Here is a 20,202-nt window from a genome sequence, read left to right on the forward strand (position 1 = left end):
TTCACCCGGGAGAGACCGTGAAGGATGCATCTTTCGATTTCGCTAAAGTTTCGAATTGGAGAGATATTTCTTTGCCGTCCGGGCCTTGCTGCGGCTGCATCCCCCCCCTACTCTCCCGCAAAAGCCAAGCGGGGTGCATGACATGGATATCCAGACCATCGGCGTTGTCGGCGCGGGCCAGATGGGCAACGGCATTGCCCATGTGCTCGCCCTCGCGGGCTATGACGTCAAGATGAACGACATCAAGCAGGATGCCATCGACAAGGCGATGGAGACCATCCGCAAGAACATGGAGCGTCAGGTCAGCCGCGAGAAGATCACCGCCGAGGAGCGCGACGCCGCGCTGGGGCGCATCTCGTCAACCCTCACCCTGACCGACCTCGGCCCTTCCGACCTCATCATCGAGGCCGCGACCGAGCGCGAAACGATCAAAACCGCGATCTTCGAAGACCTCGTGCCGCATCTGGCCCCGCACACGATCTTGTCCTCCAACACCTCTTCCATCTCCATCACCCGGCTCGCCTCGCGCACCGACCGCCCCGAAAAGTTCATGGGCTTCCACTTCATGAACCCGGTGCCGGTGATGCAGCTGGTCGAGCTGATCCGCGGCATCGCCACCGACGAGCCCACCTACAAGGCCTGCGCCGCCGTGGTTGAACGGCTCGGCAAAACCGCCTCCTCGGCAGAAGATTTTCCCGCCTTCATCGTCAACCGCATCCTGATGCCGATGATCAACGAGGCGGTCTATGTGCTCTACGAGGGCGTGGGCAACGTGAAGTCAATCGACATGGCCATGAAGCTCGGCGCCAACCATCCGATGGGCCCGCTGGAGCTGGCCGATTTCATCGGGCTCGACACCTGCCTTGCCATCATGAACGTGCTGCATGACGGGCTGGCCGACACCAAGTATCGCCCCTGCCCGCTGCTCACCAAATACGTCGAGGCTGGTTGGCTGGGCCGCAAAACGCAGCGCGGCTTTTACGACTATCGCGGCGAAGAGCCGGTGCCGACCCGTTAAGGCTCAGCCCTTGGGCTTGAGCGCCAGCGTCTGCTCGCGCAGCCATTGGATGAAGCTGCGCGGATTGTCGGCGCGCGAGTCAATCTCGTCCCGCCCGATTGCCTTGCCCACAACCGGGGCCTGCGGCTTGTTCAGCGCGTGGCGCACCTCGTAGAGCAGCAGGCTTTGGCGCAGCACCGCGCTCACCCTGTTGGCGATCTGATACCAGCGGCTGTTCTGGCCCTGAAAGTAGATCGGCACGACTGAGGCGTTTGAGCGCAACACCATCTTTGCGGTGAAGGCGTGCCACTCCTTCTCGATCGCCGGGCCAAACCACCCCTTGGACGAGGCCACCTCGCCCGCCGGAAAGAGCACCACGCAGCCACCGTCCTTGAGGTGCTGCATCGCCTTCTTGCGCATCTCAAGATTGCGCTCCAGCGCGTCCGGCTCATGCGGAAACGGCACCGGGATCATGAAGTCGTCAATCTCCGCAACGCCGGTCAGCAGCGAGCGTGTGAGGATCTTGTAGTCGGTCCGCCGCCGCCCGATCAGCTCGGCCAGCACCATGCCATCCACCAGCCCATGCGGGTGGTTGGCAACGATCACAAGCGGGCCGCTCTCGGGGATGTTGTCGATCTGCTCCTTCGGCGTGGTCAGATCAATCCCCATGACGCCAAGCGCCTGCGCCCAGAAGCCCTGGCCGTGGGGCACGCCCATCGCCTCAAAACGGCGGATTAGCCGCAGCAGCCGCAACTTGGCCGTGAGCCACTCCATCACCCGGATGAAATTGGCCTGCAGCGGGTTCGGGAAAGTGTTGGCGTAGCTCAGGCGCCGCCGGTCATAGGGCACCTCGTTGAGAGCCTCCGACTCATGCTGCGTCTGCGGCCCGGTCACGGGCAGCTCAAGGCCACGACGCGGGCGCCGCAAGCTCATCGTCTTGGGTTGGTAACTCTCCACCAAGAGGGCCGTGCCTCCCTGCTCTCGTCTCTCAGATGCCTTCACCGAATTTGTCGGCCACCAGCTCTGCAAGGGCGGTGGCCAGCTCTTCGGCCTGGGCCCCGCGGGTTTCGACTTCAATAAAGGTTCCCTTGGACGCTGCCAACATCAAAAGCCCCATGATGCTGTCCCCCCCTGTCGAGAGCCCGTCTTTCGACACCTCGGCCTCTGCGTCAAACTGCTCCACGGTCTCCACGAATTTGGCAGACGCCCGGGCATGCAGACCTTTTTCGTTCACGATTTCCAGACGTTGCACCGACATACCCACCCCGCCTCAGGCGGCTCCACCATCATAGCTGTTTATGTACTTACGTCCCGCCGCCATAGCGCAACTTACTGCGTCCTCCACCTTCAGGTGGCGAGATTTCGCAAGTTTGACCAGCATGGGCAGGTTCGCTCCGTACAGAATCTTCCGGTTATCGGGGCGGCAGGCGAGCAAGGAGAGGTTGGAGGGCGAGCCGCCAAACATGTCGGTCACGACGACAACACCGGAGCCATCGTCCACCGCATCGGCGGCAGCGCAAATCTCGTTCTGCTTGTTCGACCTGTCACAATCCGCTGCTATGGTAATGGCGCTGATGCCATCCTGTTGGCCCACGACATGCTCAACGGCGGCGAGGTATTCCTTCGCCAGCCCGCCATGCGCCACGATCACGATTCCGATCAAGCCTTCGTCCCCAAAGCTGCGGCCGGTGGCTCTGCCACCCGTGCCCCAACCCGCCGTTCAATTTCCCGATGCCGAATAGACACGCGCCATCCGGCCCCTGCAAGCTCTTTCCCGAACCGTTCCGTCAGGGCAACAGAGCGGTGCTTCCCGCCGGTGCAGCCGAAGCCGATCGACAGATGGGATTTTCCTTCTTCTACAAAGGCCGGAAGCAACATGTCTACAAGGCCTCGCACGCGCTTGTGAAACTCCGCGAAGCGGGGGTCGGCTTCCACATATCGCGCCACAGCGGCGTCGCGGCCATCCAGCGGGCGCAGATCCGGCTGCCAGTGCGGGTTGTTCAGGAAGCGGCAGTCAAACACCATGTCGAGCCCATGGGGCAATCCGCGCTTGTAGGAAAAGCTCTGGATCGACACGCCAAGCCGCACCGTTGCCTCCAGCGAAAACAGCCTGTCGAGTTCCTCGCGCAGGTCATGCACCGACAGGTCCGATGTGTCGATCAGCACATCGGCGCGCTCGCGGATGCCGGCAAGCAGCTCAAAATCGCGCCGAATGCCCTCCTCCGGGCTCTCAGAGGGGGCGAGCGGGTGGCGGCGGCGGGTTTCGGAATAGCGGCGCAGAAGCACCTCGGGCAGGCAATCGAGGTAAAGCACCTCATGGGCCACGTCCGGGCGCGCGTCGAGCTGAGCCAGCAGGTCGAGCAGGTGCGGCGGGTCAAACTCCCGGTTGCGGCTGTCGATCCCCAGCGCAAGGGCGCCACCGCGCGGCGCGGCCTCCAGCAGGCGGGGAACGAGCGAGAGCGGCAGGTTGTCGATGGCTTCATAGCCCAGATCTTCCAGCACCCGCACCGCCGAGCTGCGGCCCGCCCCGGCTGGCCCGGTCACGAGCACCAGGCGTTGCACGGCACTCGCGTGCGGCAGCGCTTGGGGCGTGGAAGTGGCATGCGGATCGTCAGTCATCGGGCCGGATCATTGGGGCTGTTGAGGGTGCCGCCTGACATCATCAGCAACACCGCTGCCGGAAACTGCGCTCCTGCCGCCCGGTGAAGCAAGGGCAGACTGCATCCGAGGATCAGAATTTCGCGCGGTGGCGGTAGCCTGTCACGTTCTTCGCGCCCGACGTCGATCACGAGGTCGATTTTTGCCTGCGGCACGGCGGGCACCGTCAGCAGGCCAACGCCCCGGCATTCTATCCGGCCCTCGAAGCCCGGGCGGGGCCGCGCCGTGAGCACACCGCCTGCCGCGCTAAGCATCAGCCTGTCGTCGCCCACCAGTTTTGCCCCGCGCGAGATCAGCTCCACCGCCAGCGCCGACTTGCCCGCGCCCGAGGGCCCGATCATCATCGCGCCCCGATCGCCAATGGCCACGGCCGTTGCGTGGAAAAAGTCATCATGGCTGGCGGTCGTTTCGGCCATCGGCTGACATGTCCTGCACTTGCCTCCGCGCGGGCGGGGCGCGGCCTGCGATCAGACGGGCAGACCGACGACGAAGCGGGCGCCCAGCGGCTCGGAGGTGATGTCGCTCTCGGTGGGCCGGATGTTCTCGGCCCAGATCACGCCGCCATGGGCCTCGATGATCTGCTTGGAGATCGCAAGGCCAAGGCCGGAATGGTCGCCAAACTGGCCCTCAGGCCGCTCGGAATAGAAACGGTTGAACACCTTGGTCAGCGCCTGCTCGGGGATGCCGGGGCCGGTATCCTCAACCACCACCAGCACGCGATTTTCGCGCCGGCGGACCCAAACGCGCACTGCATCGCCCTCTTCACAGAAGCTCAGGGCGTTGGTGATCAGGTTGACAAACACCTGCGCCAGCCGCGCCTCCAGACCATTGATCCGGATCGGCTGGCGGGGCACGTCGGTGATAAATTCCACGCCCTTTCGCTTGGCCTCGCCGCCCAGATACTCGGTAAGGTTGCCCAGCATATGGAGCAGGTCAAAGGGCTCTTCCTCTTCCTTCACCAGCTCACTGTCGAGCCGGGAGGCGTTGGAGATGTCGCTGACAAGGCGGTCCAGTCGGCGCACGTCATGCTCGATCACGTCAAGCAGCTTTTGGCGCTGGTCATCACGCTTGGCCACCCGCATCGAGCTGACGGCAGAGCGCAGGCTGGCCAGCGGGTTCTTGATTTCGTGAGAGACGTCAGCGGCAAACTGTTCGTTGGCGTCGATCCGGTCATAGAGAGCAGCCACCATGCCGCGCAGGGCACCGGACAGGCGGCCAATCTCATCGGGTCGCCCGGTGAGGTCGGGGATGCGCACCCGGTTGGGGCTCATCTTCTGGCCGCCATTCTCCCGCCCGATCTCGGCGGCGGAGGCAAGGTCGGCAATCGGGTTGGCGATGGTGGAGGCCAGCAGCAGCGAAAGGCCAATGGAAACAAGGATGGCGATGACGAACATCTGCAGCACCTGCTCACGCTCAGAGCGCACAAGTGTGTCAATCTCGCCCTGCGCTGAGGTGATGGCCACAACACCCACAACCTGATTGCCCGCAATCACCGGCGTTGCGACCGAAAAGATCGTGCCACCCGCCGCGTTTGACCCCGTGCGCACCGTCGTGCGGCCGGTTGCGGCATCGGCCACCATGGCGCGCGCCAGCCCTTCGGCGTCTACATCGGGGATGTCCGCGCGCTGCGAGGAGAAGATTGAAGACATCCCCTCCCAGATCGCGTTGAGAAAGTCGGTGATGACCGTGCGGCGCTCTTTCTGGGCCTGCGTCACGGCGCTTGCGGTGTCGCGGCCCAAGGTGGAGCCAAGGATTGTCTCGGCCTTGCCAAAAACGAAAACCTCAACCCCGGACGACAGGTCGAGCCCATCAACCACCGCCTGAATATCCACGCCGCTCGCATCCAGCGCCACCGGGCCGCCCGTCAGCTGCACCTCGAAAACATCGGCGATAAGCTGGGCCTCGGCCTGAAGCCCCGCTTCGCGTTGCAGGGCCAAGCTGTCCCGGAAGGGATTGAGATAGAAAACACCCGCCACCAGCAGCAACAGGCCGAGCAGGTTGAAGGTGATGATCTTGCGGGCAAGCGGCGAGCGGTTGAGCGTCAGGAAGCCCCGACGCGCACGCTTTTGCTGCATGGCGTAATCGGCGCTCTGGGGGCTTTCCCAGTCTTCGCCAAGAACGACATCCGCCTCATATGTCTGGCCTGTGTCCCTCACCGGGGCCACCTCCTGCCCGTACCGCCTCACTCCTCGTTGTAGCGATACCCGATGCCATAGAGAGTTTCGATCGCGGAGAACTCATCATCCACCGAGCGCATCTTCTTGCGCAGGCGCTTGATGTGGCTGTCGATCGTGCGGTCGTCGACATAAACCTGATCGTCATAGGCCACGTCCATCAGCTGATCGCGGCTCTTCACGAAGCCGGGGCGCTGGGCGAGGGCCTGAAGCAGCAGGAACTCGGTCACGGTGAGCGACACGTCCATGCCCTTCCAGGTCACGGCATGGCGCAGCGGGTCCATCACCAGTTCGCCGCGCACCATCACCTGGGCGGTTTCCGCCTCGGTCGGGCCATCGCCGCCAATCACTTCCTGACGGCGCAGCAGGGCGCGGATACGCTCCACCAGAAGGCGCTGGGAGAAGGGCTTTTTCACATAGTCGTCGGCGCCCATGCGCAGGCCGAGCACCTCGTCAATCTCGTCATCCTTGGAGGTGAGGAAGATAACCGGCATGGTCGTCTTGGAGCGCAGACGCTGAAGCAGGTCCATCCCGTCCATCCGTGGCATCTTGATGTCAAGAACCGCCATGTCGGGGAGCTTCTTGTTGAAGGCGTCCAGCGCCGTCTGGCCATCATTGTACGTCTCGACCTCGAAGCCTTCGGCCTCCAGAGTCATCGAGACGGACGTGAGGATATTCCGGTCGTCATCGACGAGGGCAATTCTCGACATGCCTGTATTCCTTATTGTTTGTGCTCGTTGCCTTGTTTTGCCTCAACATCCCGAATCACACCTTTGGAATCAACTACTAAGTGCGAATCACCCGCACTTGCGGGCCCTAATGAACCGCAAAAGTGAAAACGAATGGCTAATTTGCATCACCTCACCGCCGCATTTCACGCCCCTCGGCGGATGTTTGCGTTAAACTGACGCTGGTTGCGCTAACGCCGCGCCTGCGCCGGTTCCTTTGCAAAAACGCCATGCTATAGGGGCGGAACCACCCCCTTGCCGGGGTGGCGTTTCAGGCCGGGACGGGCCGGAACGGACTGCCAGAACAGAGCTTGCCTCAGGAGCACGAAAGAACGATGACAATCGGACGCGTCAACCCCGCCAAACGCCTGGAAGATCAAGGAATTAATGGCCTGGGGAACGTCTATTACAACCTCATCGAGCCAGCCATTGTTGAAGAGGCCGTCAAGCGCGGCGAGGGTGAACTGGGCAAGGGCGGGGCGTTTCTGTGCTCCACCGGCAAGTTCACCGGCCGCTCGCCCAAGGACAAGCACGTGGTTCGCTCCGCCGCCACCGAAGGCACCATCTGGTGGGAAAACAACGCGCCCATGTCCGAGGCTGGCTTCGATGCGCTCTACGCCGACATGCTGGAGCACATGAAGGGCCGCGACTACTTCGTGCAAGACTTGTTCGGCGGCGCCGACCCGGCCCAGCGGCTGGATGTGCGCATGGTCACCGAGCTGGCATGGCACTCGCTGTTCATCCGCCACATGCTGCGCCGCCCCTCGCGGGAAGAGCTCGATACGTTCGAGCCCGAGTTCACCGTCATCAACTGCCCCAGCTTTCAGGCCGATCCGGCCAAGCACGACTGCCGCAGCGAAACCGTGATCGCGCTGAACCTCGACAAGAAGCTGATCCTGATCGGCGGCACCGAATACGCGGGCGAGAACAAGAAATCCGTCTTCACCCTGCTCAACTACCTGCTGCCCGAGCGCGGCATCATGCCAATGCACTGCTCGGCCAACCATGCCGAGGGCAACCCGGTGGATGCCGCCGTGTTCTTCGGCCTCTCCGGCACCGGCAAAACCACCCTTTCGGCAGACCCGAACCGGGTGCTGATCGGCGATGACGAGCACGGCTGGTCGGATCGCGGCACCTTCAACTTCGAGGGCGGCTGCTACGCCAAAACCATCAACCTCAGCGAAAAGGCCGAGCCGGAAATCTACGCGACCACGCAGATGTTCGGCACCGTCATCGAAAACATGGTCTACGATCCCGAGACCAAGGAACTCGATTTCGACGATGACAGCCTGACCGCCAACATGCGCTGCGCCTACCCGCTGGAGTACATCTCCAACGCATCCGAAACCGCGCTTGGCGGCCACCCCAAGAACATCATCATGCTCACCTGCGACGCCTTCGGGGTGCTCCCCCCGATCGCCCGGCTCACCCCGGCGCAGGCGATGTATCACTTCCTCTCCGGCTTCACCTCCAAGGTCGCCGGCACCGAGCGCGGCGTAACCGAGCCCGAGCCGACCTTCTCCACCTGCTTCGGTGCGCCCTTCATGCCGCGTCGGCCCGAGGTTTACGGCAACCTGCTGCGCGAGAAGATCGACACCCACGGCGCCACCTGCTGGCTGGTCAACACCGGCTGGACCGGCGGCGCCTATGGCACCGGCTCGCGCATGCCGATCAAAGCCACCCGCGCCCTGCTGACCGCCGCGCTCGACGGCTCGCTGCATGAGGCCACCTTCCGCAAGGACGAAAACTTCGGCTTCCAAGTGCCCGTCACCGTGCATGGCGTTGACGCCGGCCTGCTCGACCCGCGCTCGACCTGGGCCGACAAGGAGGCCTATGACGCGCAGGCCAAGAAGCTGGTGGAGATGTTCGCCGAGAACTTCGCCCAATACGACGCCTACATCGACGACGATGTGAAGGCCGTCGCCATCGGGTGAGCTTGCGAGGCAAGACATTGCGGGCGGTGAGGGCCGGGCTGGCCCTTGCCGCCCTTTTGCTGTCCGCTGGCGCGAGCCTCTCCGAGCCGCGCGTGCAGGCCGATTCAACCGTGATTGAACGGCTGGAGTTTGGCCTCACCTGCCCGCTGCCCATCGTCTCCTCCAAAGACGCACCGGGCACCGAGAACGGGCGCGTGGATATCTTTGAAGGTGAGGCGCAGTTCGTCGACAGCCACCAGCAGGTGCCCGCTGTGCTGGGCGTTGGCTTTGGCGTCAAGGCCTGGGCGCATGAGGGGGCTACTCCCATGGCCATCACCATCCGCAGCCTGCACCCGGCCTTCCCCGGCACCGGGACCACCAGCCAAAGCTTCGCCTCGCATCTCGGGCCGGAAGCGCCGATGACCCACATCTTCACCTTCGATGCGCCCCACGAAGCCACGCCGGGGCTGTGGCAGCTTCAGGCGCTACAGGGGCAGAAGCTGATTTACTCGGTCTCTTTCCAAGTCGTGCCGCCCGCGGCCTATACCGGTCCGCCGCTGGACTGCGAGCACCTCGACCTGCTCAGCGCCACGCCGCACCCCGCCGGGCCGCCCCCCGCATGAGACAGGCGGGTGAAGAAACCCTTCATCCTTGATCCGGCCACTTGGGTTCTGCCGCCAAAGGCCCCATATTCCGGCATGATATGAAACACATTCGCCTCACCCTCCTGCTCGCCCTCACCCTCGCCCCGCCCACTGCCGTGGCGCAGGAAACCACTGCCGAGCTCTATATCAACCCCGCGCTGGTTGCCGAGGTCAGCTATGGCCTCAACTGCGCGGTCGAGATCACCGGCACAATGGAAGCGCCCGGCACCGACCGGGGACAGGTCGATGTGTTCGACACCCCGCCAGAGCTCTCCCCGCTGGGCCAGCTCGTGCCCGCGTTGATGGGCCTCGGCTTCGGCGTGCGTGCCCGCGCGGCGGATGGAGTCACGATCACCGGGGCCACCTTCACCGTCTTCCACCCCCCCTTCCCCGGCCGGGGCACCGAAACGCAGAGCTGGCAGGCCAGCTACAGCGACAGCAGCTTCTCGACCCATCTCTACCGGTTCGACTTTCCCTATGAGGCGGTCACCGGCACATGGATCATGGAGGCCAGCTTCGAGGGCGAGCTGCTCTATCGCATCCCCTTCACCGTGGTCCCGCCCGAGGCCTATCCCGGCGCGGGCGAAATGTGTGATCCGGCGGGCCTGTTGAGCTTCGCGCCGCTAGAGCCTAACAAACCTGCCTAGGGCAAAACCCGGCGCGCTCCCGCCTAGCCCATCACCCCACGCCGGATCAGGTTGAGACCGGCGATGAAGAGCACGGCCAGTGTTGCCTTGCGGAAGGTCGCCTGATCAATCCTGTCCTGCAGCTTGAAGCCCAGCCACATGCCGGCAAGCGCGGGCAGCAGCATCAGCGCCGAAAACCACACCGTCTCGCTGTTCATGATCCCGCTTTTCATGTGCCCGGCCAGCAGCATCACCGAGCCGAGGCCGTAGATCACGCCCTGCACCACGATCTGCCGCGCCTTGGGGGTTTCGATGGCCACGAGGTAAAGCACCGTTGTCGGCCCCCATGTGCCCGCCAGCCCGCCGAGCGCACCAGAGAGGAAGCCCGCCACAACCGAGGCCACCGGGCGCCGCTCTTCGGGGATGACCAGCTTCAGCCCGGCAAGCTGGATCGCACAAAGCAGCGTGACCGGGATGCCCAGTACCAGATACATCACCTGGCTGGAGATCATCGTCACCAACTGCGCCGACAGCAGGATCATGACGCAAACAATGAGGATATAGGCCCGGTAGTCGCGCAGCGCCGCCTTGGCCTCTTCCCAGCCGCAGCGGGCCACCTGAAGCGCGTTGGAAACAACGATAGGCAAAATGATGCCCGCCACCACCAGCTTCGGATCAAGCAAAATACCCATGCCCGAGACCATGATCAAAGGCATCGCAAAGCCCACCGCCCCTTTCACCACGCCTGCAAGCAGGGTGACGCTGAGGGCGAAGACAACGAGACCGGGGGTCAGAAGCTCTGGCAGAATGCTCATATCGCCTCATAGCGCGCCACTCCCGCCGCTGCACCTCGAATCGAGCGCGACATTTTTATGCACGAAAGTATTGTTTGGCGAAATTAAGTTGCGCTGCGCCTGCGAAGGGATTATCCCATCCCGAGCACGACAGCGAGGACCGAATCCATGCCCCATGACGGACAGGACATGACCGCCCAATCCATCCTTCTCCCCGATCTCCTCACCCTCACCGCCGCCGCGGTGCCCCCCGCCGAGGCGCTGCTGGAAACGGCAAAATCGGGCCTGAGGGCCGAGCTGGCCACGGATGGCCGGGTGTCTGGCGGCGCTGTGGAGGCCAACCAGACAGCGGCCCACGGGCTGGCGTGGTTTGCGACCTATGTGCAATCGCTCAAGCAGATGCAGGCCTGGGCCGAGAAGCTCCAGGGAGAAGGCAAATTTGGCGAGGTGGAGCAGCTGATCCACCAGATCGCCTTCGGCGAGTATCTCGCCCAAATGGTCGGCGGCATCCCGATGAGCCAGGGAGAGATCATCCGGCTCTCCGACATTGGCATCGACAGCGCCGATGCGCTGATGACCCATGAGGTGCGCCACCTCATCGCCAAGGGCAACAGCCAGGCCGCCCGCTTGCGACTGGTTGAGCTGATGCAGGAGCGCTCCGCCGAAATCACGGTCGGGGCCACCGGGCTGGACGACGAGCTGGAGATGATCCGCGAGCAGTTCCGCCGCTTCGCGGTCGACAAGATCGAGCCGCACGCCCATGACTGGCACCTCAAGGACGAGCTGATCCCGATGGAGATCATCGAGGAGCTTGCCGAGATGGGCGTCTTCGGCCTGACCATTCCTGAGGAATACGGCGGTTTCGGTCTGTCGAAGGCTTCCATGGTGGTGGTCTCCGAGGAGCTTTCACGCGGCTACATCGGCGTCGGCTCACTTGGCACCCGCTCCGAAATCGCGGCCGAGCTGATCATCTGCGGCGGCACAGAGGCGCAGAAGGAAAGCTGGCTGCCCCGCATTTCCAGCGCCGAGATCCTGCCCACCGCCGTCTTCACCGAGCCCAACACCGGCTCCGACCTTGGCGCCCTGCGCACCCGCGCCGTGAAGGAGGGTGACACCTACAAGGTGACCGGCAACAAAACCTGGATCACCCACGCCGCCCGCGCCCATGTGATGACCCTGCTTGCCCGCACAGACCCTTCGACAAGCGACTACAAAGGCCTCTCGATGTTTCTGGCCGAAAAGACGCCGGGCACCGATGACGCCCCCTTCCCCACCCCCGGCATGACCGGCGGCGAGATCGAGGTGCTCGGCTATCGCGGGATGAAGGAATACGAGCTGGGCTTTGACGGTTTCGAGGTGAAATCCGAGAACCTGCTGGGCGGCGAAGAGGGCAAGGGTTTCAAGCAGCTGATGGAAACCTTCGAGAGCGCCCGCATCCAAACCGCCGCCCGCGCCATCGGCGTGGCCCAATCGGCGCTGGATATTTCGATGAAATACGCGCAGGACCGAAAGCAATTCGGCAAATCGCTCATCGACTTCCCCCGTGTCGCCTCCAAGCTGGCGATGATGGCGGTGGAGATCATGATCTCCCGCCAGCTCACCTATTTCTCGGCATGGGAAAAGGACAATGGCGTGCGTTGCGATGTCGAGGCGGGCATGGCCAAGCTGCTCGGCGCGCGTGTGGCGTGGGCAGCGGCGGACAACGGGCTGCAAATTCACGGCGGCAATGGCTTTGCGATGGAATATGCCATCAGCCGGGTGCTTTGCGACGCGCGGATCCTCAATATTTTCGAGGGCGCGGCAGAGATTCAGGCGCAGGTCATCGCCCGCCGCCTGCTCGCCTGACCGCGCACCACTCAGCGGCCTCGCAAGACCGCTAGCGGCTGACCCAGATCACCTTGCAAGCGTAGCCCGGCTTGTTGGGCGGCGGCGTGCCACGCCCCTGCGCAACCCGGCATTCCGAAACGGCCCTTGCCTCTGCCTTTTCCGGGGAGGTGAAGCCCCATGCACTGCCCCAGTGGCCCCGCTTATCGACGGCAAAGGCCCGCAGGCCACTGTAGCTGCGCCGCAACCCGATAAGCGCCTCCGCCTGTGGCCCCGAAACCGGCGGCGCGCCCTGTGCGAGAGGGGTGGCGGGCAACAGCTCTGCCACGATCCGGCAATCCTCCGCCCAGGTCGCGCAATGCGCCAGCGCATCGGCGCGGCCAACGCTGCGGTCTGCATAGCCCGAAACAGCCCCAAACGCGCCATCCGCTCCAACGGCAAAGGCGCCATACCACTGCGGCCCGGCAAGAAACTCATCATAGGCCTGATGCATGGCCCAGGCCTGCGGATAGGCCGCGGCAAGCGCCTGCGGTGCAGGGCCTTGGAGCGCGGCGGCGGGCACGGGCTGATCGCTGTTCACAAGGCCGGAGACCGCTGTGAAGGACAGGGCGGTGATCGCCACCACAGCGCCAAAAAGAGTTGATCGCTTCAACATGCCGCAAGTGTCGCAAAGCCCTGTGGCACCAACATGGCACCTTGGCGGCGGCGGGTTGGCGCACTACCTCTGTCGGCATGAAACCTCTCGCCCTTGCCGCCCTCTTCGCCCTGCCGCCCCTAGCCACCGCCTGCGCGGATGAAACCCTCACCGGCTATGCCTCTGGCCTGTACCAGCTGGAAGAGATTGACGGCGAAGGCTTTGAATGGGGCGCCACGCTCGACCTGAGCGAAGCCGGGCGGATCGCGGGGCAAGCGCCCTGCAACAGCTACTCGGCAGCGCAGGACGCCCCCTACCCGTGGTTTCAACCCGGCCCGATCGCCGCCACCCGGCGGGCCTGCCTGCACCTGAACGGCGAGGCAGCCTTCTTCAAGGCGCTCTCCGAGATGACTCTGGCAGAGGCTTCCGGGCCAGTGCTGATCCTGTCCAACGAGGCGGGGCGCGAAATGGTGTTTCGGCGCAGCAACGGCGAGTGACGCCCTAGCCCTTGGCGAGCACCCGCATCAGGCGCCCGCGCGCGCCGGGCAAAGGTTTTTCGCCCAGCGAAGCCCTGAGCTGATGCTCCAGAAAATACCCCGTGGTTTCAAAGCCCTGCATCAACTCACCGGCGCTCTCCGGCGGCTCGCCCATCAGGCACGGCGGCAAGGGCAACAGCTTGGCAGCCCACTCCCCGGCCCCGCTTTCGCTCACCGCCCGTCCGGTCCTCGGCGACACATAAACCAGCCCGTCACGCGCGCCCGTAGCGGCGCAGGTGGTGAGATCGAGGCCAAAGCCCATCTCGTCAAGCAGCGCCAACTCCCAGCGCAGGTAAGCCAGCGGCCAATGGTCAGAGGCTTCCTCGATCAGGTCCAGCACGGTGAGCGAGCGGGTGTAGAGCCCGGGGTAGGCGGCGCGCTCGGGCAAAACGAAGGAGAGCAGCGCCGTCACCGCACCCAGCCCCGCCAGCGCCCTCCGGTCACCCAAAACCCCGGCAGCGCGCGCACGCATCGGCTCGACGGTGAAGGCCCCGAGGTGATCCTCCAGCCGCGCGCGCCAAGTCAGATCGAGCTGCGCGCCCGGTTGCAGGATGGGCGACATCCGGCGCCCTGCCCCGCCGCGCACCACGCCCGCATGGCGCCCGCGCTCGGCGGTGAAAACCTCAATGATTGCGGCGTTCTCGCCATGAGGGCGGGTGGTCAGCAGCACGCCTTCCGCACGCCACTCCATCAATCCAGCCCTTCCTCGTCGAGCAAGTGCCGCCCGGCGCGGTCTTCCACCTCGATCACCCAGATATCCGGGTCAAACCGGCGTTGCTCGCGCAGCACCTCATCCACCTCCGGCTCCGGCCCCTCGGCCAACACGTCCCACGGGCGCGAGCCGTCCATTGCCATGATCCGCTGAAACGCCCGCGCGGAGCCATCGAGCGGGCTTTGCTTGACAAGAATGTTGCCCGCCGTCTCATCGCCCTTGGCAACCACGAAGGCGGGGATGTCGGCCAGACGCAGGCGGGTCAGATAGGCCTGAACCCAAAACGAGCTGGTCAGCCGGGTCAAGCGTTCCCGTCCTTGAAATCAAGGCCCATCTCGTCATACCGCTCTGACTCTTCAAGCCAATTCGGGCGCACCTTCACCTGCAGGAAAAGGTGAACGCGATGGCCGAGAAACTCCTCCAGCTCCTCGCGCGCCGCCTTGCCCACGGCCTTGATCGTCTCGCCCCGGTTGCCCAGCACGATGCCCTTGTGCCCGTCGCGCATGACATAGACGATCTGGTCGATCTTCGCGCTGCCATCCTTACGGTTTTCCCAAGCTTCCGTCTCGACCGTCAGCTGATAAGGCAGCTCCTGATGCAGCCGCAATGTTAACTTTTCGCGGGTCATCTCGGCAGCAATCATCCGCAGGGGCAGATCGGCGATCTGGTCTTCGGGGTAAAGCCACGGCCCTTCGGGCAGCTCACCGGCCAGCCATTTGCGCAGATCGTCCACGCCATGGCCCTTTTCGGCGGAGATCATGAAGACCTCTGCAAAATCATAGGCTTCGCTGAGCTTTGCCGTCAGTTCCAGCAGCACCTCCGATTTCACCCGGTCAATTTTGTTGATCGCCAGCGCCACCTTCTGGCCTTCAACCTCGCGCTCTTTCAGCGCGTCCAGAATGGCCTGCACCCCCTCAGTCAGCCCCCGGTGCGCCTCGACCAGAAGCACCACCACATCGGCATCCGCCGCGCCGCCCCATGCCGCAGCCACCATCGCCCTGTCCAGCCGTCGGCGCGGACGAAAGAGGCCGGGGGTGTCGACGAACACAAGCTGGCTCTCGCCTTCAATCGCCACACCGCGAATACGGGCGCGGGTGGTTTGGACCTTGTGGGTCACAATGCTCACCTTCGCGCCGACCATGCGGTTGGTCAGCGTCGATTTGCCCGCGTTGGGCTCTCCGATCAGGGCGACGAAACCGGCGCGTGTGGTCATGGGCTGTAGCCTTTCATGGCGGCGAGTCTAGCCCGCCGGGGAAGGCGCTTCCATAGGGTTAGGCGAGTGTCAGCACAAGCGGGCAATGGTCAGAGACTTCCGGGGTATGGATCACGTCAAACTGGGACACCGGCACCGCATCGCTGACCATCATGTAATCGGCAAAGCGCTCGGGCTTGGTGTAAAGGCTGTTGCGGGTGCCGGGGTGGCCGCCTTCGGTGACAAGCTCGCGCGGGGCGAGGCTGGAGAGATGCTCAAGGGTTTCACTGCCGGGCAGCACGTTGAAATCGCCGCAAATAATCACCCCATCGCCGGGGTGCAGCACCGCCTCGACCAAGCCCGCAAGGCGCTTGGCCTGCGCGGCGCGGGCAGGGGTGTCGGCCTTGCCAGCCTCAGGGTCGCGCAACCCGTGCATATGGGCAATCACCACCGCGCCCTCGGGCCGCCAGAGGCGGATGGCATGGCCGGTGCGGGAGCGGGGATGCGGGCCAAAGCCCTCCGCCCCGAAGCTGCCATGCACAAAACCCTGTGCCTGATGGGTGACAGGCAGGCCGCGCCGAACCGCCGTGGCGAGGCCCCATTGGCTCCAAACCTGCGAGTCGCCATGCCAGAGCGGGCCTCGGGCCGCAGGGCAAAAGGTGATGTCATGCCCCGGCAGCGCAGCGGCGAGATCGGCCAGCATGTCGGCCCGCTGGAGCAGGTTGCGCCCCTCATCGCGGTAATCCAGCCATTCTGAAGGGCTGTTTGGAACGTGGATAACCTCTTGAAGGCACAGGATATCCGGATCGTTCGCACCGAGCCAGGCAGACATTTCACCGTGCATCCGCCCGCCCCAGGCGTTGAGGCAGGTGATCCGCATCAGCTTTCCAGTCGCCCCAGCAAGGCCCGCGCCGCCTCGTGCTCTGCCAGCTTCTTGCGGCGGGCCTTGCCCATGGCCTCTTCACCACTGGCCAGAACGGCGGCCATGTGGAAGATGAACTCGTGCCCAACGCCCTCCTGCTTGCGCAACTCGTAACTTGGAGGCGGCAACCCACGGGCCTGCGCCCATTCTTGCAGCGCCGTCTTGGCATCCTTGGCATCCGCCTCAACGCCTTTGACCCGCCCCAGCCAATGCTTGCGCACCACGGCGCGGGCGGCATCGTAGCCCGCATCTCGGTAGACGGCGGCAATCACCGCCTCCATCGCATCGCCCAGCAGCGCCTCCTTGCGCCGCCCGCCCGATTGCATCTCGGAGCGGCCCAGCTTGAGCACATCGCCAAGGCCAATCTCGCGGGCCACATCTGCGCAGGTTTCCTTGTTGACCAGCACATGAAAGCGGGGCGAAAGCTGGCCCTCCGCCGCTGCCGGATCCGCCTCCATCAGCGCTTCGGCCACCACAAGGCCAAGCACCCGGTCGCCCAAAAACTCCAGCCGCTGGTTGTTGTCCTGCCCGGCGGTAGAGAACGACGGATGGGTCAATGCGCGTATCAGCAGCTCCGGCGTGGCAAACTCATGGCCGAGCCGCGCCGCAAAAGCCTGAATCTCTGCCGAGAGCTTCATTCGATCTGCATCCCGTATCTATCATCGCGCCAGTTACGAAAATCATAAAGCCACGAACCGGCGGCAGAAAACAGCACCCTGTCGGCATAGCCGCGAATGTTCTCGAGCGGCACGAAGCCAAGCCCGCCGGCAGACTGGCTCACCCGGCTATCAAGGCTGTTGTCGCGGTTGTCGCCCAGCACAAACATATGCCCCTCGGGCACCGTCCGGCGGGGCATGTCATCAAGGGACGAGCGGCCCATATCCAGCATCAAATGGCTGCGACCGCCCGGAAATGTCTCTCGCAGCAATGCCTTGCGGCAATCTGCGCCGAGGGCGGGCTTGGGTGGCATGCAGCGCGGCACGCTGTGGTGGGGCCCTTGGGGCGCGTTGACCTCCACAAAATCACCCAGCGGCACCTGCTCCAACCGCGCGCTGTTCAGCACCACGATGCCATCCTCCAGAGCAATGGTATCGCCACCCAGCGCAATGACACGTTTGACGAAATCGGTGTTGTTCACCGGATGGCGAAACACCACGACATCGCCACGTTGCACGGGGCGCGCCAACCGCTCGTTGACGAAGAAGTAATCGCCCACCAGCAGCGTGGGCTTCATCGAGCCTGCCGGGATATAGAACGGGGCCCAGACCAAGCGAACAGCGAGGGCGAGGCCGGGAAGGCCCAGCACCACGGCAACGCCTATCCCGATGAAAAACCAGTAGAGAACCCGGCGCACCGGATCACTCTACTTTGTGAAAGAAGCGGTCGCCCCGCCATGTCCAGAAGTAGAAGAGCGAGCGACCGGCGGAGGAGAACATCACCCGGTCGACCCGGCCGATGAGGTTTTCGTAGGGCACAAAGCCAACGCCGCCAATCTGCTGGCTCACGCGGCTGTCCTGGCTGTTGTCGCGGTTGTCGCCCATGAAGAAATACTCGCCCTCGGGCACCACGTAGACCTTGGTTTCATCCTGATGGCGATTGGGCAGATAGCGCACGTCGAGGGTGCTGTAGCTCTTGCCGTTCAGGTCGGTTTCGATCAGGCGCTGCTTTTCGCAGGTGCCGCCCTGACCAACCGGCGCGTTGGAGCAGGCGGGCTCGGTGCCCTGGCTGCCCTGAGGCTGCTTGATCTCGGTATAAAGCCCACCGTCCTCTTGGCTGTAGGGCGTGCCGTTCACGATCAGCTGGCCCTTGGTGACCTGAATGCGATCTCCGGGCAAACCTATGAGACGCTTCACAAAATCGGCACCGCTCACCGGATGGCGGAACACCACCACATCGCCGCGCTCCGGCGCACCGGCCCAGATCCGCCCCGAAATCGGGCAGGCGGAGAACGGGCAGGAATGCTTGGAGTATCCATAGGCCATCTTGTTGACGAAGAGGAAATCGCCGATCAGCAGCGTGTCCTTCATCGAGCCTGTCGGAATCCAGAACGGCTGGAAGAACAGGGTGCGGAAGACACCGGCGATGATGAGGGCCCAGAAGACGGTTTTGACCGTCTCCATGATGCCGTCGCCGGCTTTGGTTTTCTCGGCCATTCGGCTCCCTCGCCTGTCTCCTCGCTCGGCTCGCTTCATGGCGGTGAGGCGAGGTAGTGTCAAGCTAACGTAAGGGGACCGCGCGGGAAGGTTAACGGCGCGGCACGATCACGCCGCGGTGATGGGCAACATCCCATGCACAAGTGATGCACACCCCATGCATAGCGTTATCGCGCCCCAATCGCCCCGGCGGCGCGCGTTACTCCGCCGCGCGGCGCGGCAGGGCTTCGATCACCACGAAGGCCTGCGCCCATGGGTGATCGTCGGTCAGCGTCACATGGATCACCGCCTCATGCCCCGGCGGCGTCATCGAGGCCAGCCGCTCGGCGGCCCAGCCCGTCACCTCCATCACCGGCTGCCCGGTGTGCAGGTTGCGCACCGACATGTCCTTCCACGCGATCCCCATGCGCAGCCCGGTGCCCAGCGCCTTGGAGCACGCCTCCTTGGCCGCCCAGCGCTTGGCATAGGTGCCCGGCGTATCGGCCCGCCGCTCGGCCTTGGCCTGTTCGGTGGGGGTAAACACGCGGTTGCGGAAGCGGTCGCCAAACCGCTCCAGCGTGGCCGCGATACGCTCGATGTTGGCCAGATCGGTGCCGATGCCGAGAATCATGGGCAGCTCATTCGTTGCCGAGCTGCTGGCTGACGGTGATCTCGCCGGTCGATTGGTTGAGCGTGATGGAGAGCAGGGTGGAGTTGACGAAGTTCTTCTCCGGCAGCCAGATCATCGCCGGAAGGGTGAAGGTGAGGCCGCGGGCCGGGTCATAGCCCGCTTCGAGGCGTTCAAACTGCATCCCCGCCCAGCCCGCCTGCCCCTCGCGGGAGAGCACCTTGCACTGGCGGCTGCCAAGCTCGTCGAAAGGTGGCGACAGGATCATCAGGTGAGTGGGGGCGGCAGCGGGTTCGATCGTGTCGAGCAACACAAGGCGCACATCGCCATTGGCAAAGCTGCGGGTGCTGGCCTCCCACGGCTCGGGGATGTTGCGGGCCTGCGTGCGCCAGTCGCCGCAGTCAGACACCTCCTGCGCGGTGGCAGGCAGGCTGAGCGCGAGCAACGCGAGAGCAGCGCGGATCACTTGCCCCCCTCCAGCGCCTTCAACTGGCTCTTGACCCCCATGCCGAAGAACACGCGATTGACGACCAGCACCAAGCCCAGCAGCACCACGAAGACAACGGCGATGATGCCAAAGGCCTCCGGGTCTGCCAGCTGTGGCGTAAAGAGCAACATGCCGAGGAGGATGACGGCATTGATAACCGCCACGACAAGGGTCATCCGAAGCGCGATAGACCATGCCTCACCGTTCGGTGCCAGTTCGCGGTACGCCCGCGCGAAGGCCTGCCCTTCGAGCAAGGCCGCCAGCATAGGCGGCAGGGCGGTGGAAAGACCGGTCGGCAGGCGCAGGCCAAAGGCGGCATCCGCGATCCAGATCAGCACGGCGAGGCCCACAGCGGCGGCGATGTAAACGCCCGCGTATCGCATAAGGTTTACCCGCATCGCACCTGTCTCCGCTCCGTTCGGCCACAAACAGCCTTTGCAGCGCAGCTTAACGGCCGGGGCGCGGCAGGGGAAGGTCGGCCAACTCGCGGGCGCTCATGGCGCGAAGCGCGGGGTGGGCAAGAGGGTCGGCCGGGTCGGAGGCCGGGGGCGAGGCAAAGAGAGTGCGGAGGTAACGGAGCATGGGGCATCCTTTCAGCTAG

The 20,202-nt window shown here is 64.3% G+C and carries 26 protein-coding genes; 6 read left to right on the forward strand and 20 right to left on the reverse strand.

The window, feature by feature from the left end; translation table 11 throughout:
- Positions 1 to 142: 142 nt before the first annotated feature.
- Complete coding sequence (locus FHY55_RS18230; protein WP_140015544.1) at positions 143 to 1,018, forward strand: 3-hydroxybutyryl-CoA dehydrogenase; 876 nt, start codon at positions 143 to 145, stop codon at positions 1,016 to 1,018.
- A 3-nt stretch (positions 1,019 to 1,021) separates the two neighbouring features.
- Here the strand turns inward: FHY55_RS18230 and FHY55_RS18235 are convergent, their stop codons facing one another.
- The 7 genes from FHY55_RS18235 to FHY55_RS18265 form a co-directional block, all read right to left on the reverse strand.
- The gene (locus tag FHY55_RS18235) at positions 1,022 to 1,930 is read right to left on the reverse strand and encodes a lysophospholipid acyltransferase family protein (protein WP_140015545.1); all 909 of its coding nucleotides are present in this window, start codon (positions 1,928 to 1,930) and stop codon (positions 1,022 to 1,024) included.
- Positions 1,931 to 1,985: 55 nt separating this feature from the next.
- The gene (locus FHY55_RS18240) at positions 1,986 to 2,255 is read right to left on the reverse strand and encodes an HPr family phosphocarrier protein (RefSeq protein WP_140015546.1); all 270 of its coding nucleotides are present in this window, start codon (positions 2,253 to 2,255) and stop codon (positions 1,986 to 1,988) included.
- Between the two features lie 12 nt (positions 2,256 to 2,267).
- The gene (locus FHY55_RS18245; protein ID WP_140015547.1) at positions 2,268 to 2,660 is read right to left on the reverse strand and encodes a PTS sugar transporter subunit IIA; all 393 of its coding nucleotides are present in this window, start codon (positions 2,658 to 2,660) and stop codon (positions 2,268 to 2,270) included.
- Positions 2,657 to 3,616 (reverse strand): RNase adapter RapZ, encoded by a 960-nt coding sequence (gene rapZ, locus FHY55_RS18250; protein WP_140015548.1) that lies wholly within the window; start codon positions 3,614 to 3,616, stop codon positions 2,657 to 2,659. Before rapZ ends, FHY55_RS18245 begins: the two co-directional genes overlap by 4 nt.
- A complete protein-coding gene (locus FHY55_RS18255; protein ID WP_140015549.1) occupies positions 3,613 to 4,071 on the reverse strand; it encodes an HPr kinase/phosphorylase in 459 nt (152 codons plus the stop codon). Before FHY55_RS18255 ends, rapZ begins: the two co-directional genes overlap by 4 nt.
- A 51-nt stretch (positions 4,072 to 4,122) precedes the next feature.
- Positions 4,123 to 5,730 carry a sensor histidine kinase gene (locus FHY55_RS18260; protein ID WP_140016187.1) on the reverse strand — a complete coding sequence of 536 codons (1,608 nt, stop codon included), beginning with the start codon at positions 5,728 to 5,730 and terminating at the stop codon, positions 4,123 to 4,125.
- A 107-nt stretch (positions 5,731 to 5,837) separates the two neighbouring features.
- Positions 5,838 to 6,539, reverse strand: a complete 702-nt coding sequence (locus FHY55_RS18265) for a response regulator transcription factor (protein WP_140015550.1) — start codon at positions 6,537 to 6,539, stop codon at positions 5,838 to 5,840.
- Positions 6,540 to 6,892: 353 nt separating this feature from the next.
- On the opposite strand from FHY55_RS18265, the gene FHY55_RS18270 reads away from it, so the two are divergent.
- The 3 genes from FHY55_RS18270 to FHY55_RS18280 all read left to right on the forward strand — a co-directional run bounded on the left by FHY55_RS18270 (position 6,893) and on the right by FHY55_RS18280 (position 9,761).
- Positions 6,893 to 8,491: a phosphoenolpyruvate carboxykinase gene (locus FHY55_RS18270; RefSeq protein ID WP_140015551.1), complete on the forward strand. Its 1,599-nt coding sequence runs from the start codon at positions 6,893 to 6,895 to the stop codon at positions 8,489 to 8,491.
- A 92-nt stretch (positions 8,492 to 8,583) separates the two neighbouring features.
- Positions 8,584 to 9,093 carry a DUF3859 domain-containing protein gene (locus FHY55_RS18275; RefSeq protein WP_210410508.1) on the forward strand — a complete coding sequence of 170 codons (510 nt, stop codon included), beginning with the start codon at positions 8,584 to 8,586 and terminating at the stop codon, positions 9,091 to 9,093.
- Positions 9,094 to 9,173: 80 nt separating this feature from the next.
- Positions 9,174 to 9,761, forward strand: a complete 588-nt coding sequence (locus FHY55_RS18280) for a DUF3859 domain-containing protein (protein ID WP_140015553.1) — start codon at positions 9,174 to 9,176, stop codon at positions 9,759 to 9,761.
- 23 nt (positions 9,762 to 9,784) lie between these two features.
- Here the strand turns inward: FHY55_RS18280 and FHY55_RS18285 are convergent, their stop codons facing one another.
- Positions 9,785 to 10,555 (reverse strand): sulfite exporter TauE/SafE family protein, encoded by a 771-nt coding sequence (locus FHY55_RS18285; protein WP_140015554.1) that lies wholly within the window; start codon positions 10,553 to 10,555, stop codon positions 9,785 to 9,787.
- A 147-nt stretch (positions 10,556 to 10,702) separates the two neighbouring features.
- Between FHY55_RS18285 and FHY55_RS18290 the strand changes: the two genes are divergently transcribed.
- A complete protein-coding gene (locus FHY55_RS18290) occupies positions 10,703 to 12,379 on the forward strand; it encodes an acyl-CoA dehydrogenase family protein (protein WP_140015555.1) in 1,677 nt (558 codons plus the stop codon).
- 31 nt (positions 12,380 to 12,410) lie between these two features.
- Here FHY55_RS18290 and FHY55_RS18295 read toward each other — a convergent pair whose 3' ends face one another.
- Complete coding sequence (locus FHY55_RS18295; protein ID WP_140015556.1) at positions 12,411 to 13,013, reverse strand: DUF4189 domain-containing protein; 603 nt, start codon at positions 13,011 to 13,013, stop codon at positions 12,411 to 12,413.
- A gap of 77 nt (positions 13,014 to 13,090) precedes the next feature.
- Here FHY55_RS18295 and FHY55_RS18300 point away from each other — a divergent pair, with 77 nt between their 5' ends.
- A complete protein-coding gene (locus tag FHY55_RS18300) occupies positions 13,091 to 13,489 on the forward strand; it encodes an META domain-containing protein (protein WP_140015557.1) in 399 nt (132 codons plus the stop codon).
- Between the two features lie 4 nt (positions 13,490 to 13,493).
- Here FHY55_RS18300 and recO read toward each other — a convergent pair whose 3' ends face one another.
- The 11 genes from recO to FHY55_RS20905 form a co-directional block, all read right to left on the reverse strand.
- A complete protein-coding gene (gene recO, locus FHY55_RS18305) occupies positions 13,494 to 14,219 on the reverse strand; it encodes a DNA repair protein RecO (protein ID WP_140015558.1) in 726 nt (241 codons plus the stop codon).
- Entirely contained in the window at positions 14,219 to 14,545 is a 327-nt protein-coding gene (locus FHY55_RS18310) for a DUF1491 family protein (RefSeq protein WP_140015559.1), read from the reverse strand. Before FHY55_RS18310 ends, recO begins: the two co-directional genes overlap by 1 nt.
- On the reverse strand, positions 14,542 to 15,453 hold the full coding sequence (gene era / locus FHY55_RS18315) for a GTPase Era (protein WP_140015560.1): 912 nt from the start codon (positions 15,451 to 15,453) through the stop codon (positions 14,542 to 14,544). Before era ends, FHY55_RS18310 begins: the two co-directional genes overlap by 4 nt.
- 58 nt (positions 15,454 to 15,511) lie before the next feature.
- Positions 15,512 to 16,312, reverse strand: coding sequence for an endonuclease/exonuclease/phosphatase family protein (locus tag FHY55_RS18320; protein WP_140015561.1), 801 nt, complete (start codon positions 16,310 to 16,312; stop codon positions 15,512 to 15,514).
- Entirely contained in the window at positions 16,312 to 16,992 is a 681-nt protein-coding gene (gene rnc, locus FHY55_RS18325) for a ribonuclease III (RefSeq protein WP_140015562.1), read from the reverse strand. The genes FHY55_RS18320 and rnc overlap by 1 nt, the downstream gene beginning before the upstream one ends.
- Positions 16,989 to 17,708 (reverse strand): signal peptidase I, encoded by a 720-nt coding sequence (gene lepB, locus FHY55_RS18330; protein WP_140015563.1) that lies wholly within the window; start codon positions 17,706 to 17,708, stop codon positions 16,989 to 16,991. Before lepB (FHY55_RS18330) ends, rnc begins: the two co-directional genes overlap by 4 nt.
- 4 nt (positions 17,709 to 17,712) lie before the next feature.
- Positions 17,713 to 18,507 carry a signal peptidase I gene (gene lepB / locus FHY55_RS18335; protein ID WP_140015564.1) on the reverse strand — a complete coding sequence of 265 codons (795 nt, stop codon included), beginning with the start codon at positions 18,505 to 18,507 and terminating at the stop codon, positions 17,713 to 17,715.
- Positions 18,508 to 18,706: 199 nt separating this feature from the next.
- Positions 18,707 to 19,117: a holo-ACP synthase gene (gene acpS, locus FHY55_RS18340; RefSeq protein ID WP_140015565.1), complete on the reverse strand. Its 411-nt coding sequence runs from the start codon at positions 19,115 to 19,117 to the stop codon at positions 18,707 to 18,709.
- Positions 19,118 to 19,124: 7 nt separating this feature from the next.
- Positions 19,125 to 19,580: a hypothetical protein gene (locus FHY55_RS18345; protein WP_254695366.1), complete on the reverse strand. Its 456-nt coding sequence runs from the start codon at positions 19,578 to 19,580 to the stop codon at positions 19,125 to 19,127.
- Complete coding sequence (locus FHY55_RS18350; protein WP_140015566.1) at positions 19,577 to 19,999, reverse strand: ABZJ_00895 family protein; 423 nt, start codon at positions 19,997 to 19,999, stop codon at positions 19,577 to 19,579. Before FHY55_RS18350 ends, FHY55_RS18345 begins: the two co-directional genes overlap by 4 nt.
- A 49-nt stretch (positions 20,000 to 20,048) precedes the next feature.
- The gene (locus FHY55_RS20905) at positions 20,049 to 20,183 is read right to left on the reverse strand and encodes a hypothetical protein (protein WP_256377566.1); all 135 of its coding nucleotides are present in this window, start codon (positions 20,181 to 20,183) and stop codon (positions 20,049 to 20,051) included.
- Between the last annotated feature and the right edge of the window lie 19 nt (positions 20,184 to 20,202).

Source organism: Oceanicola sp. D3, assembly GCF_006351965.1.
Taxonomy (GTDB): Bacteria; Pseudomonadota; Alphaproteobacteria; order Rhodobacterales; family Rhodobacteraceae; genus Vannielia.